Genomic DNA, 13,095 nt, shown 5'->3' with positions numbered 1-13,095 from the left:
AACAGAGCCTCGCAGATCAGACCGGGTCGTTGCGTCGCAGCAACTCTTCGGGCAAGTGCTCGATGTACTCGTCCTCGGCCGGCGGCATCTGCAGGTGATAGCCCTGCTTGTCGAGGTTTTCCAGGACCACGACGATGTCTTCGCTGGCCAGTTTGCGCTCGGGTGAGAGCACCAGGTCGAAGGCATGCTTCGGCTTGCCGAACGCCAGCATCAGCGCTTCCGGCACACGCTCGAGCGCATCGCTCTTGAGCACATAGAGATACATACCGCTGCGCTTTGAGCTTTGGTAGATGGAACAAATACGTTTCAAGGCTGTTCTCCGGCGGTGGCCAGGCTGTCGAGCAGCTTCTGGCCCATGAGTTCGCGGCGCCAGCCACGCAACGACTCAGGCAATTGGTAAGGACCCTCGGGAAAGCCGCTTTTGACCAGGGCTTCGAGGGTTTTCTTGCGCAGCATCAGTTCCGGGGCGATGCCCAGACGCTCGGCTTCAGCCTGACCCAATGCGCGCAGTTGTTTGATCAATGCCGCGGCTTCGATCGGCAACGGCTCCGGTACGGCGGGCGGCCATTGATCAGGCCCCACACTGCCAGAGCGCTTGATCAGATCAAGCAGAAACTGGCCGTCCTGACGCACGGTACGCGGGTGCATGTCTTCGATCTTGCCCAGCGCCGCGAGGTTGTCCGGTTGCGTACGGGCCAACGGCCACAGCGAATGCTCGCGGATGATGCGGTTGCGCGGCAGATCGCGGGCACGGGCTTCTTTTTCGCGCCAGGCGCACAGCTCGCGCAGTACCGCCAGTTGCGCACGCGAGAGTTTCCACGCCAGTTTGGCCTCGCGGTAAACCTCGTAAGGATCGGTTTCGCGGCGCAGGTTGGCGACCAGTTCAGCACCGTCCTCCAACACCCAGGCGAATTTGTCGTCGGACAGTTTCGGCCGCAGTTGTACGAAAACCTCCGCAAGATGCACGGCATCTTCGGCGGCGTAGCTGATTTGCGTCTCGGACAACGGACGCTGCAACCAATCGGAACGGGTCTCGCCCTTCGGCAGCTCGATGCCCAGCACTTCCTGCACCAGCCGCGAATAGCCCATCGAGAACCCAAGGTTCAGGTAGGCGGCAGCCAGTTGCGTGTCGAACATCGGGGCCGGCAGGCTGCCGGTCAGGCGCAACAGCACTTCGAGGTCTTCGCTGCAGGCATGCAGGACTTTGAGCACCGCCGGGTTTTCCAGCAATGCGGCCAGCGGTTGCCAAGCGTTGATGGTCAGCGGATCGATCAGGTAGGCGCGTTTGCCGTCGCCCACCTGTAGCAGGCCGGCAATCGGGTAGAAGGTGTCGACCCGCATGAATTCGGTGTCGAGGGCAACGAACGGCAGCTGCTGCCACTCGGCGCAAAACTGCGCGAGGCTTTCGTTGTCGCGAATCCAGTGAATATCGATGGCCACACGGCTCTCCCTTGAAGAATGGCGCGCAGTATATATCGCTACTGGCGATTTACGCGCCTGCGTAGGGCAAGAGCTGTAACGAAATGTCCTGCTCAAGGGAAAGAATAGTCTGACAGAGGAAACAGAAAGCCCCGTCGCGCCAGAACGACGGAGCCGATTGGCCTCACTCCTTGGCCAGCACGCCGTCAATCACCGCGCCACGGCACCCGGCAAACATGTCCAGATCCGGCTGATAGACCTTGCTCTTGACCTCCAGCAGGCCAAGCATCGAGTGGAACAGGTTGTCCTGGCTCAACGGTTTGTCGCGGCTCATTTGCAGGCAATGCGTGTCGACCGAATAAGCCTTCTGATAGTTGTCGGAGAACCACGCCAGCATGGCTACATGCTTTTGTTGTTCAGGCGCCAGCATGTAAGGCGTGCCGTGCAGGAACAGGTTGTACTCGCCCAGCGACTCGCCATGGTCCGACAGATACAACATCGCGGTATCAACTTTGTCCTGATTGCTGCGCAATACATCGATCAGGCTCGACAGCACATGGTCGGTATACACCAGCGTATTGTCGTAACCGTTGACGATACTTTCGCGGCTGCAATTGTTCAGCGCGTTACTTTCACACACCGGCGTGAAGTGCTCGTATTCCTTCGGATAGCGCTTGAAGTATTCCGGGCCGTGACTGCCCATCTGGTGTAAAACCAGCACCGTGTCTTTGTCCAGATGATCGATAAAGCTTTGCAGGCCCTGCAGCAGAATCTCATCGCGGCACTCGCTGTTGGCACACAGCTCAGGGTCTTTCAGGTTGCTGACATCTTGCAGGGTGACTCGATCACAAGTGCCTTTGCAGCCGGACTGGTTGTCACGCCAGATCACGTCGATACCGGCACGCTTGAGCACATCGAGCAGGCCTTCCTCATTCTTCGCCTTGCTGGCGTCATAATCCTTGCGGCCCATGTTGGAGAACATGCACGGTACCGATACCGCCGTTTCCGTCCCGCAGGAATGTACGTCAGTGAAGGCGATCAGCCCGGCTTCCTTGTCGAGTGTCGGCGTAGTGTCACGCTGGTAACCGAGAATGCCGAAATTCTCCGCACGGGCACTTTCACCCACCACCAGCACGGTCAGGGATTTACGCGGTTGAAGTTTCACTTGCGGATTACGCTCGGCGTCCTCACCGATCTTGATGAATGGCTGCCGCGCCGAAGCCACTTGCTCACGTAGATAACCCGCCGATGCGCCGATGTAATTACTGGGCACCAGCATCAGGCGAATTTCGTGGTGATTGCGAAACAGCGAAGACAAGCCCTGATAGTTGGCCAGAGCCACCCCACCAATAACCGCCGCCGATGCGACACTGACAATTACCTTGCTGAACAACTCACGGTGCCAGCGACGATAGTTGACTGGAACTTTCCACAACAACCAGGACGGTAAAATACCGAGCAAAAGAATATAAGCAAACAACTTCAACGAGAGCAGATCGCGCACTTCCGTCGCATTGGTTTCAGCAAAGTTGCGAAACATGCCGGCATCAATCATGACGCCATATTGACTCATGAAATAAGCCACGCCGGCGCTGATCAGAAATATCAGGGTCAACAGCGGTTTGAGCACGGGGCGGAAAGCCAGAACCGTCAGTACCATGTTGAATGCCGCCAGAATAATCACCCCGAACGCCGCGCGCATGGCGATGCCCTTGCCATCGGTCGCGGTGATGTCGAACAGGTGCTGCCAGAGGACAAAATTGCAGCCCATTAAAAGAAAGGCGCTGGCGAACAACGTCACCCATTCCGGGCGCACGGCTTTTAACTTCAACATAGAAAGGGACGATTCCTGAAAAGAAGCGCCTCGGTCAATGAAAGAGCATTCAATTGTGAAAATTTCATTAACGAAGGCATGACAAACTTTAAGCAGGCAACCATCAATTTTTTGTGAAAAAGACGCAAACGATTAGTTAGCTTTTGCCAATACCATGAAACTTGCAAAGTATTTGAGAATGGTTCAGCTTTTATTCAGAAAAAACAACACGGCTGTTCATTGTGGGAGCGAGCCTGCTCGCGAAGCGGTTAGCACATTCATTAATTTCGCTGACAGACAATCCGCTTGCGCGAGCAGGCTCGCTCCCACAGGGGTTGGTGGGGTATCGAGTTTTTAAATACCGCTGTGGATTTTCTGGTTTGCCCGGACCAGAGCGCGCCGCGCCTAATCATCCGCCCCGCTCAAAGGTCTGATGATGGAAAACGTCCGCGCCACCGCTCGCCCCGCTGTCTGGTTGATGCTCGCCATCATGCTCGTCGCCCTCAATCTGCGCCCATCGATGGCGGCAGTCGGCCCGTTATTGTCGGCCATTCGCGCTGACATACCACTGAGCTTCAGCGTCGCATCACTGCTGACCATGCTGCCGGTGACGGCGATGGGGCTGGCGATGTTTTTCGGCATCGGCATCAGTCAGCGACTGGGCGAGCAACGGACGGTGTGGCTGTCCTTGCTGATCATTGGCCTGGCGACATTGTCACGGTTGTTTATCGACTCGGCAGCGCCGTTGATCGTCAGCGCCGTACTCGCAGGCATCGGCATTGCGCTGATCCAGGCATTGATGCCGGTACTGATCAAATCGCGTTTCGCCGGCAATGTCGCTCTGTGCATGGGTTTGTATGTCACGTCGATCATGGCTGGCGCGGCCATTGCGGCCTCGTTCGCACCGCTGGTGATGGTGCAGACCGGGAGCTGGCGCGGCGGTTTGGCCCTCTGGGTGGCATTGGCATTGATTGCGCTGTTGTTCTGGTGCTCGCAACGCCGCCAGTTGTCCTCCACGGTAACGGCAACAACGCACAAAGATTCGTTCTTCGGCCATTCCCGGGCCTGGTTGCTGGCCTTGTTCTTTGGTCTGGGGACGGCGTCCTACACCTGCGTACTGGCCTGGCTGGCGCCGTATTACGTGGAAAAAGGCTGGAGCGAACAAAACGCCGGGCTGCTGTTAGGTTTTCTGACGGCCATGGAGGTGATTTCCGGCTTGGTGACTCCTGTTATCGCCAATCGCAGCCGGGATCGGCGCTGGATTCTGATGACGTTATTGACGCTGATCATCGCCGGGTTTTGCGGCCTGGTCCTCAGCCCGCAACAATTCAGCCTGCTGTGGCCATGTCTGCTGGGTTTGGGGATTGGCGGTTTGTTTCCGATGAGCCTGATTGTTTCGCTCGATCACATCGACAGCCCGCAACGTGCCGGTAGTCTGACCGCGTTCGTGCAAGGCATCGGCTATCTGATTGCCGGCATCTCTCCTCTGGTGGCCGGGATGATCCGCGACCAGCTGGGTAGCTTCGAATGGGCGTGGTGGTCGTTGACGGCGGTGATGGTGGTCATGCTGTTGATGGTGTTGCGCTTCGATCCCCGGCATTACAGCAGGCACTTTCCAGTATCGGGCTAGAGGCCTCTGGCCATCTTTGCGCGGATTCACCGGTGACGTCGTGTTAGTAAAACTTTCTGTCCCACAACTGACTGTGAAACGTCCTACAGAGCTTTGTCCTGGGACCATCGTTCCGTTAGGATCATTCGCACACGTTTGCGCGGATTCAGCGCAAGGGGCACTGCGAGACAGAACGGATGCTGAACAGTAACTTGCTTCGAAAGCTCGATATGCAGGATCTCATGGTGTTTATCGCCGTTTATGAGCAGAGCAGCGTCACCGATGTGTCAGAAACCCTGTTCGTCAGCCAGTCCACAGTCAGTTACTGCCTGAAAAAACTGCGCACCAGTTTTGAAGACGAACTGTTTATCAACACCCGCACCGGCATGCGCCCGACCTACAAGGCCAGCACCATGTACGGGCATGTGCAGAAGATCCTCGAAAGCATCAACCTGTGCCACGCTGGCGCTCCCACCTTCGACCCGACGCAACAAGCTGTCACCTTCAACATATGCGCCCCGGAATATTTCGAGCAACTGATCCTGCCACGTCTGTTGAAGCGTTTCGACTTCGACGATTTGCCGGTGATGGTCAACATGCACAAGTTCGAGACCGACGTCCCGGTAGATGAGCTGCGCGACGGCAGCCTTGATCTGGTGATCAGTTTCGGCCCCAACTTCCATCGCCAGCACAGCGACCTGAAATCACGAATGTTGCTGGAGGACGATCTGGTCTGCGTCTTCGACAAACGCGCCACGCCACTGGAGCCACGCTTAAGCCTGCAGGCGTTTACCGAGCGCCGGCATGTGTTCCCGACGCCCTGGACGTCGGCCACCAACATGGTCGACGGCTGGCTGGCGCGACAGGCACAGAAGCGCCAGATCGTCGCGCGCTCGAACAGCTACAGCGCCGCATTGAAAATGATCACCGGGACCGATTTCATTCTCACCCTGCCCCGACGCATCCAGCGCTTGCTGACCAACGAGGCGGTGTTCAATCACTGTGAGGCACCGAACGGCCTGCCAGGATTCACCCTCGACATGCAGTGGAGCCAGAAGGCTGACCAGGACAGCGCCAATCTGTGGTTACGCGAACAGGTGGTGAAGGTGTGCAGCGAACTCGAAACGGCTTGAGTCCTACACACCTATCGCGGTTTTGCTGTAGGACTCGCGATCCATATCGACCAGCTCGACGCACAGCTGCACTTCGACGCCGGCCGGCCATTCGCACAGGTCCTGCAACACCGCCAACAGGCTCTCCGACAACTGCTTCTTGATCTGCGGCGAGCGTCCGCTGAGCAGCGCCAGCTTCACATAAACGAAGGCGCGCTCGGCCATGGCGGTACCGATCTTGAAGGTCTCGACTTTCACTGCACGGCTCTTGATATCGAACTCTGCCGCGAACTGCCCCGAGCCCACCAAGGTATTGTTGAGCCGGATCAATGCGACGTCGGCGTTCAACTGCGGCAGGTTGGCGGTGTATTCCATGTGCAGGTGTGGCATTGCAGGTCCCCGGTCGGTTGGCAGAAAGGTCGTACATATAGCACAGCTCTGCTCCCACGCCAGACACAATCCCTGTAGGAGACTTTTGCTGTCAGTTATGACGCGTTCAGTGGCCGTTCGCTCATGAATTGCTCCAGCCGGGAACGCAACCAGCGCTCCGCCGGATCGCTGTCCACGTGACTGAGCCAGACCATTGACAGATCCAGCGTCGGCGTCTTGAACGGAAACGGTTCCTTGAACAGCAGCCCCGAAGTGGCCATGGCGGCCGCCGTGTAATCCGGCAGACTGGCAATCAGGTCGGTGCCGGCCAGCAGCGCCGGCAACGCGCTGTATTGCGGTACCGACAGCACCACCTGCCGGGTACGACCAAGCTCGGCCAGCCACTCATCGGCGAACCCGCTGACGTTGGCCGTGTGCGAAACCAGTACGTGCGGACGCGCGCAATATTCATCCAGCGTCAGCGGGGTATCGCTGGCGTCGGCGCGCAGGATACTCGGCTGGATGTGCCGCAGCAGTTTGCGCTTGGCATTGGCCGGCAGGCCTCGGGTCTGGCTGATGCCGACCGTGATATCGCCCGCCGCGAGCAGATCGGGGATGCGCCAGTAATCAACGTGTTGCACCACAAATACAACGTTAGGCGCTTCCTGACGCAGCGCACGCAACAGGGGCGGCAGCAGCCCGAATTCAACGTCATCGGACAGACCGATGCGAAATGTCATGGTACTGACGGCCGGGTCGAAATCACGGGTCAGGCTCAACGCGACCGATAGCGAATCCAGCGCAGGCTTGAGATGGCGGAAAATATCTTCGGCGCGGGCCGTCGGTTCCATGCGGTGGCCGACGCGGATAAACAGCGGATCGTTGAGCATCGTGCGCAAGCGGTTGAGCGCCGAGCTGATGGTCGGCTGGCCGAGAAACAGCTTCTCGGCTGCCCGGGTCACGTTGCGTTCGAGCATCAAGGTCTCGAACACAACCATCAGGTTGATGTCGGCCTTGCGAAGTTCATTGCGGTTCATCCATTGCCCCCTGCCCCCCGGAATACCGGCAGTGTAGAAAGGCCGGGGGCCTGCCGTCCATCGCCACGCTGCGTCAGTTCACCGTCAGGCGTTTCAAGCCCAGCCCTATGATCCGCGCATCGTCATTGATGCCCAATTGTTCCGGGCTGATGGCGTCGGGCAATTGCAGCTCGATCGTCAGATGATCATTGTCAGCCAGATGCTGACGGATCGCAGGACTGATCGGGATCTCCAGATGATTATCCTGATTTTGCACCAGCCGCGTGCTCAGCACCTGCTCGCCATTCAAGCTGACAATCACCCGCTGCGCCGGGTGTTGCGGCAAAACGAATGCCATGACCTCCAGCGCAATCGAGCGCGCCTCGGGTGTCACCCGCAAGTCGACTTGCGCCTGCTTCCCCTCCGACCATGTGCCCCAGTTTTCCGGGAACGACCAACCGCTGCTCAACTGCCGGGCGGAGTAATTGAAGATCAGCGTCTGACCCGGACGCATCAGCGCCAGCAATGACATCCGCCGCCCTTCATCAGGCACGCTCAGGCACTGCGAACACCGCTTCCAGCCCGGCGCCAGCACCACCAGACCATCCACTCTGGTCAGCAGATCCGTTTCACTATTGACGCTTTTGGCGGCATCGGCCAGCACGGAATCGTCGAGTATGTAAAACGAGTCGGCATCGTATTGCCCTGATTCGAGCATGTGCTGCGTTTTCTGCCGAGCCTGATCCAGCGCTGTCGAACTCATGCGCCCCAGATAAACGGCATCGGTTTTCAGGCCATGGGTCGCGGCGAAAGCGGCAATCATTTGCCAGCGCTCGGCCTGATTCTGTGGCATCAGAGTGCGCATTTTCGAGTAATGCGCCGCTGCACTCGCCCAGAACGGATCGCGCATCGGCGTTGCCCATTCTGCGGAAGGCGTCACCATCTTGCTGTTGCGCAAGCCCATCCAGCCGCTGCGCGTGTCGACAATCTGTATCGTCAATGCCAGTGCCAGCAGCGCGACGACGATGCGTGGCCGGTAACCGCGCACCAGCAGGAACATCACCATCAGGATGAGCGCGTACAACACTGGCCAGAACATCCGCCCCGAGGCGCGAAAAATATTGGCCAGCTTGAGGGCGATTTTCGGCAACGGATAGCTGAACGTGTGCGCGCCTACACCGATCTGGTTCGATAGGGCAAACACCGATAAACCGATCAACGCCAGCAACAGCCAAGGGCGAACGCGAAGCTCATCCTTCAGCGGCTGGCGATTTCTCAGAAAACCAATCAGCGCCAACGGCACCAGCAACAGCACACCCAGCCCCGGATAATTGAAGCCTTCGTAATCGCCGCTGGCCCTCGGCAGATCCGGCAAGACAAACGACCAGCCCGCCGGATCAAGTGGCGACAACAGGTTCATCCGGTACACACCGAAACCGCCGGATTGCACGCCGTCGGCAATCGCGAAGTAACCGGCCTGCCAGCAACTCACACTCACCACGGCAAACAGCGAAATGCCTTCGAGCAGCCCCTGACGCCGAGTCAATTGTTGACTGAGGGTTTTGCCAAGCAGATCCGCCACCCAGATCAGCGCCACCATCGCCAGCAGGTACGCATGCACCATCGCCGTCACCGCCAGCAGCGTGCCCCAGGCCAGACGTCGTCGAGACAGGTCCGGCAACAACGCCAGGTACAGCGCCGCCAGAATCAGAAAATGCCCGGACAGCGAAAGGTGTCCGCCCATGCGCAGAAACATCGGCGGTGAAACCACCAGCAAACCGGTACCCAGCAAGCGAATCAGCGCATTGCCCGTCATCAGCCCCAGCAATTTCCAGGCGAACCAGGCTTGCAGCACGAAACACGCCAGCAGCCACAGACCGAAATACTGAAAGGTCGCGGGTAACCACGCATTGAACGGTTTGAACAGCAGCGCCAGCAGCGGATTGGAGTCGGAAAAGATGATCGAACTGCCCAACTCCAGACCATAGGAAGAATTAAGCCCGAGCGGAAAGGTCCAGGGCGAATGGCGGAAATATTCCCAGCCCAGATAATGCGTCGCCGGATCGCCCTGCTCCAGCCAGGCAATGTTTTGCGGATCCAGCGCTTGCGGCCCGATCACACAGAAAAATGCCAGAACGCCGAGCAACAACGGCAAAAGACTCAGCGCCGGATGTTTTGGTGAAGCCTTCATCGATATGTCCAGAAATTGTGCAAGACAAAGGTGAACGCTGGAATCGTCAGTGCCACCGCAACGATGCCCAGCAAATAGTGCAGCCCGGCGACCTGTGCAGCCCAGGCAACGAACATCGCCAGAAAAAAGCCGGCCACGGACACCAGCAGAAAACGCAGCAGCGTTCGTCCGTGCAAGCGCGCAGAAAAACTCCAGGTGGTATTGATCACATAGGAAACCACCGTCGCCACGGCAAACGCCACGCCGTTGGCCAGCGGCGGTTGCGCAACAATGAAGTTGATGAACAGCACCGCCACCAACGCATGCAGCGCAGTGACGAACAACCCGGTCACGGCAAAACGCAAACCCCGCTGAATCAATGCTGACTTTTGCGCCGAGGTCACGGTTTGCGCGCCAGCACGAACACACTCAACCCGGCCACCCGGTTAATGCCCATCAACGGCAGTTCGAGGCTGCACAGGGTCTTGAGGATGCCGTTGACCAGCGGATGGTGACGTTTGAGTTGCGAACGCGGCGCTTGGGCTTGCGCGCCTTGCGGCAACAAACGCAACGCCGCCGCTATCGGAAACACAGCGCCAAAATAATAGGCACCGCGCTGCACCGTCAAACCGGCATCCCGCGCCAGGGTTTCGAACTGTGCCAGGGTGTAGCGGCGCTTGTGTTCAAGAAAGTCATCGTGGCCACTCCACAGGAACTGGAATGCCGGTACCGTCATCAGAAATCGGCTGCCCGATGGCACTTTGTCGACATACATCTTGAGCAAGCCGAGGTCATCATCGACATGCTCCAGCACGTCCATCAGCAACACCAGATCGGCTTCGATGGTTTCGATCCCGCGACGGTAGTGCACCGGTTTGCCGGCGGTGGTCGCGCTGGAGTCGGCCGGGTAGCTGATATCCACGCACCATGCTTCGCATGCATCGGTGTGCGTCAGCAAATGGTGAGAGAAAAATCCCGAACCGGCGCCGACATCAAGGATTCGGCTGATCGGCGCATCCCCCAGCAAATGCTTGGTGGCCGCAGCTTTTGAACAGTAATACCAATGCTCGTTGATGCTGTCGCCGAGGATGTCGGTTTCCTTGAGATCCATGTGTCAGTCCTTGGGGTCATAGACGCGACGCACCAGAAAAACCGGCCGGCGTTTGGATTCGATATACGTGCGGCCCAGGTACTCACCGAGCACCCCGATGCCGATCAACTGCAGTCCGCCGAGAAAGGTCACGGCCACCATCAGCGAGGCATAACCGGGCATGTCGACACCGTGAATCAAGGTGCGCACGACAATGAATATGGCGAAGGCGAAAGACACCAGCGAAACCAGCGCGCCAACATACGTCCAGATCCGCAGCGGCTCGGTACTGAAACTGGTGATGCCTTCCAGCGCGAAGTTCCACAGGCGCCAGCCATTGAACTTGCTCTGCCCCGCCACCCGCTCCGGACGCTCGTAATCGACGTGGGTGGTGCGAAAGCCGACCCAGGCGAACAGGCCTTTCATGAAGCGTCGGGATTCCGGCAGGGTCAGCAAGGCGTCGACCACGCAGCGATCCATCAGGCGAAAATCACCGACGTTCTCGGGCAAAGGCTGCTCGGCGATCCTGTTGTGCAGGCGATAGAACCAGTGCGCCGATGTCTGCTTGGCCCAAGTGTCGCTGCGACGGCTGATGCGGTGACCGAGCACCACTTCAAAGCCTTCTCGCCAGCGCTCGATCATCTGCAGAATGACTTCGGGAGGGTCCTGCAGATCGGCGTCGATCGGCACCACGATCTGCCCGGTCGCGATCTGCAAACCGGCGGACAACGCTGCTTCTTTGCCAAAGTTGCGGCTCAAATCGACGATACGCAGACGCGCATTGTGCCGTTGATGTTCGAGCAGGCGCTCGAGCGTGGCATCGGTGCTGCCGTCGTTGACGAACACCAGCTCAAGGTCGATCAACGCCTGCGTTTGAAAGACTTCATGGATGCGCCGCAGAAACGTGTCGAGGCTGTCCTCCTCGTTAAAAACGGGGACCACCAGCGATAACATCACCTGCCCGGCATGTTGCGTTCCGTGCTCAGTCAAAGGAGTGCTCTTTTTATAGTGATTGTCGGTCGCCGAACGATATCCGACGCCATGAGCCGTCCCGTATTAAGCAGGAGCGTCGAGGCCGTTGCAAGGTTCGGATGGCGTCATTTTGGCCAATCCACAGGCCAATTGCTGCGCTCTACCTCGCGGTCTTCAGAAACATCCGCCAACGATTGGAAACAAATGTCCGATAGCCAAAAAACCCGTCTGCGCTAGGCTTGCGACCATGCGCCACACAGGCTGTCGCACAAATGAATCGCATGGAGCGAATTGAATGTATTTCGAGATTTACAGGCAATCCAAAGGCACCCCGAGCACCGGCAAAGGGCAATGGCGCTGGAGATTGCGGGCGGGTAACCACGAGACCATTGCCAGTGGCGAGTCTTATGTGAACAAGGCGGATTGCCTGCATGTGATCGGGTTGATCAAGGCTGTGCAGGGGGAGACGCCGGTGAAGGAGATTTAATATCTTGGGTTGACCTGCAAAAGAAAAGCCTCCATAGAATTTTATCTATGAAGGCTTTTCAACTTGCAAGGACCTGGAGAACCGTAACTGGAAGACTAGGCGCCGGATTCTTCTGTGAGGATTGACTTAAACCACGTCATTACCAGTTGCTCATCAAATTTTTGGTACGCTGGACTCTCTAGGGTTGCATCAGTTTTTTGTAGGACATACCAAGCTGCATCGTATTTTCTACTGATAGGCTCCGGCCAAAAAACGAGGTCGACCCTATCGAAAAGCGGGCACTCGGCAAAAAACACTCCATTCTTTGCCTGTTCGCAACCCGGATAGACTCCGGAAACTGACAACACCAAGCCTTCGTCAATACCCTGAATCTCAAGCTTCTTGACACCTATCTCGACTTCACCAAGACCAAAGTTACAAGAAACAAGCGACTCACTAATTGTTGAACTCACGCCATACGTCAGAAGTGGCTGGAACCAGCCCTGTACCTGCGCTATGAGTTTTTCAACGTCAGCTTCAAACCGTTTCTGCCTGCTTGCAGCTGAGCTGATTCGATTCTCTTTGACCTCTCTCCTCTTTCTCAGTATTTCGAGAACTTCAGCGGTAGCCGTTAGCGTCTGGCTCAAAACATTGACTCCATTCAAATTACGACGAGGGTGCATTGGAAGTCACCCGACCAATATTGAAACAACATCGGATTTTCACATTTAATCGAAGCTGTTTGCCATCCTGTGCTCCCACGCCGCTATCAAAGTAAAGCTGACAGTGGGTAAGGTTGTAGCGCACAAGGCTGAGAAGGATGCAACAAATGAAGGCCCAAGAAGCAGAGCTATGTGCTTTAAATAAAAATATTTGATAAGCAAAAAAGCCCCGCAGATTTTCATCTACGGGGCTTTTTCTATGTAATGGCGGAGAGATAGGGATTCGAACCCTAGGTACCGGTGAAGGTACAACGGATTTCGAATCCGTCCCATTCGGCCACTCTGGCATCTCTCCAACGGCGCGCATCATAACAACACTTTTACCGAAAGCAAACCC

The 13,095-nt window shown here is 57.3% G+C and carries 13 protein-coding genes and 1 tRNA gene; 3 read left to right on the top strand and 11 right to left on the bottom strand.

Going from position 1 to position 13,095, the window contains the following annotated elements:
• Window positions 1–16: 16 nt before the first annotated feature.
• The 3 genes from ACM6IV_RS19125 to ACM6IV_RS19115 all read right to left on the bottom strand — a co-directional run bounded on the left by ACM6IV_RS19125 (window position 17) and on the right by ACM6IV_RS19115 (window position 3,253).
• Complete coding sequence (locus tag ACM6IV_RS19125) at window positions 17–310, bottom strand: YcgL domain-containing protein (protein ID WP_122608866.1); 294 nt, start codon at window positions 308–310, stop codon at window positions 17–19.
• Window positions 307–1,440, bottom strand: coding sequence for a ribonuclease D (gene rnd, locus ACM6IV_RS19120; protein WP_414871188.1), 1,134 nt, complete (start codon window positions 1,438–1,440; stop codon window positions 307–309). The genes ACM6IV_RS19125 and rnd overlap by 4 nt, the downstream gene beginning before the upstream one ends.
• A 163-nt stretch (window positions 1,441–1,603) precedes the next feature.
• Window positions 1,604–3,253, bottom strand: a complete 1,650-nt coding sequence (locus tag ACM6IV_RS19115; protein ID WP_414871187.1) for a phosphoethanolamine transferase — start codon at window positions 3,251–3,253, stop codon at window positions 1,604–1,606.
• 415 nt (window positions 3,254–3,668) lie between these two features.
• On the opposite strand from ACM6IV_RS19115, the gene ACM6IV_RS19110 reads away from it, so the two are divergent.
• Together ACM6IV_RS19110 and ACM6IV_RS19105 are read left to right on the top strand one after the other, a co-directional pair.
• On the top strand, window positions 3,669–4,862 hold the full coding sequence (locus tag ACM6IV_RS19110) for a cyanate transporter (RefSeq protein WP_414871186.1): 1,194 nt from the start codon (window positions 3,669–3,671) through the stop codon (window positions 4,860–4,862).
• A gap of 176 nt (window positions 4,863–5,038) precedes the next feature.
• Window positions 5,039–5,974 carry a LysR substrate-binding domain-containing protein gene (locus ACM6IV_RS19105; protein ID WP_414871185.1) on the top strand — a complete coding sequence of 312 codons (936 nt, stop codon included), beginning with the start codon at window positions 5,039–5,041 and terminating at the stop codon, window positions 5,972–5,974.
• Between the two features lie 3 nt (window positions 5,975–5,977).
• Here ACM6IV_RS19105 and ACM6IV_RS19100 read toward each other — a convergent pair whose 3' ends face one another.
• The 6 genes from ACM6IV_RS19100 to ACM6IV_RS19075 all read right to left on the bottom strand — a co-directional run bounded on the left by ACM6IV_RS19100 (window position 5,978) and on the right by ACM6IV_RS19075 (window position 11,588).
• Entirely contained in the window at window positions 5,978–6,343 is a 366-nt protein-coding gene (locus ACM6IV_RS19100; RefSeq protein WP_414871184.1) for a 5-carboxymethyl-2-hydroxymuconate Delta-isomerase, read from the bottom strand.
• Between the two features lie 95 nt (window positions 6,344–6,438).
• A complete protein-coding gene (locus ACM6IV_RS19095) occupies window positions 6,439–7,359 on the bottom strand; it encodes a LysR substrate-binding domain-containing protein (RefSeq protein ID WP_414871183.1) in 921 nt (306 codons plus the stop codon).
• Between the two features lie 73 nt (window positions 7,360–7,432).
• Window positions 7,433–9,529 (bottom strand): DUF6311 domain-containing protein, encoded by a 2,097-nt coding sequence (locus ACM6IV_RS19090; RefSeq protein ID WP_414871182.1) that lies wholly within the window; start codon window positions 9,527–9,529, stop codon window positions 7,433–7,435.
• Window positions 9,526–9,912 (bottom strand): GtrA family protein, encoded by a 387-nt coding sequence (locus tag ACM6IV_RS19085; RefSeq protein WP_414871181.1) that lies wholly within the window; start codon window positions 9,910–9,912, stop codon window positions 9,526–9,528. The genes ACM6IV_RS19090 and ACM6IV_RS19085 overlap by 4 nt, the downstream gene beginning before the upstream one ends.
• The gene (locus ACM6IV_RS19080) at window positions 9,909–10,619 is read right to left on the bottom strand and encodes a class I SAM-dependent methyltransferase (protein ID WP_414871180.1); all 711 of its coding nucleotides are present in this window, start codon (window positions 10,617–10,619) and stop codon (window positions 9,909–9,911) included. The genes ACM6IV_RS19085 and ACM6IV_RS19080 overlap by 4 nt, the downstream gene beginning before the upstream one ends.
• Before the next feature lie 3 nt (window positions 10,620–10,622).
• Window positions 10,623–11,588 carry a glycosyltransferase family 2 protein gene (locus ACM6IV_RS19075; RefSeq protein WP_414871179.1) on the bottom strand — a complete coding sequence of 322 codons (966 nt, stop codon included), beginning with the start codon at window positions 11,586–11,588 and terminating at the stop codon, window positions 10,623–10,625.
• Between the two features lie 277 nt (window positions 11,589–11,865).
• Here ACM6IV_RS19075 and ACM6IV_RS19070 point away from each other — a divergent pair, with 277 nt between their 5' ends.
• Window positions 11,866–12,057 carry a YegP family protein gene (locus ACM6IV_RS19070; protein WP_007911387.1) on the top strand — a complete coding sequence of 64 codons (192 nt, stop codon included), beginning with the start codon at window positions 11,866–11,868 and terminating at the stop codon, window positions 12,055–12,057.
• Window positions 12,058–12,152: 95 nt separating this feature from the next.
• Here ACM6IV_RS19070 and ACM6IV_RS19065 read toward each other — a convergent pair whose 3' ends face one another.
• Together ACM6IV_RS19065 and ACM6IV_RS19060 are read right to left on the bottom strand one after the other, a co-directional pair.
• Entirely contained in the window at window positions 12,153–12,683 is a 531-nt protein-coding gene (locus ACM6IV_RS19065; RefSeq protein WP_414871178.1) for a hypothetical protein, read from the bottom strand.
• A gap of 280 nt (window positions 12,684–12,963) precedes the next feature.
• Window positions 12,964–13,053: transfer RNA gene (locus ACM6IV_RS19060), tRNA-Ser, on the bottom strand.
• Window positions 13,054–13,095 lie beyond the last annotated feature (42 nt).

It is taken from the genome of Pseudomonas sp. IT-347P, from assembly GCF_949768005.1.
GTDB lineage: Bacteria > Pseudomonadota > Gammaproteobacteria > Pseudomonadales > Pseudomonadaceae > Aquipseudomonas.
The sequence above is the reverse complement of the archived record's forward strand: the minus strand, read 5'-3'. Positions and strand labels throughout refer to the sequence as shown.

Bases quoted from the DNA above. Each gene is read 5' to 3' on its own strand.
- ACM6IV_RS19070 (WP_007911387.1), top strand. From the start codon at position 11,866: ATGTATTTCGAGATTTACAGGCAATCCAAAGGCACCCCGAGCACCGGC.
- ACM6IV_RS19105 (WP_414871185.1), top strand. From the start codon at position 5,039: ATGCTGAACAGTAACTTGCTTCGAAAGCTCGATATGCAGGATCTCATG.
- ACM6IV_RS19100 (WP_414871184.1), bottom strand. From the start codon at position 6,343: ATGCCACACCTGCACATGGAATACACCGCCAACCTGCCGCAGTTGAAC.
- ACM6IV_RS19080 (WP_414871180.1), bottom strand. From the start codon at position 10,619: ATGGATCTCAAGGAAACCGACATCCTCGGCGACAGCATCAACGAGCAT.
- ACM6IV_RS19095 (WP_414871183.1), bottom strand. From the start codon at position 7,359: ATGAACCGCAATGAACTTCGCAAGGCCGACATCAACCTGATGGTTGTG.
- ACM6IV_RS19110 (WP_414871186.1), top strand. From the start codon at position 3,669: ATGGAAAACGTCCGCGCCACCGCTCGCCCCGCTGTCTGGTTGATGCTC.
- ACM6IV_RS19115 (WP_414871187.1), bottom strand. From the start codon at position 3,253: ATGTTGAAGTTAAAAGCCGTGCGCCCGGAATGGGTGACGTTGTTCGCC.
- ACM6IV_RS19090 (WP_414871182.1), bottom strand. From the start codon at position 9,529: ATGAAGGCTTCACCAAAACATCCGGCGCTGAGTCTTTTGCCGTTGTTG.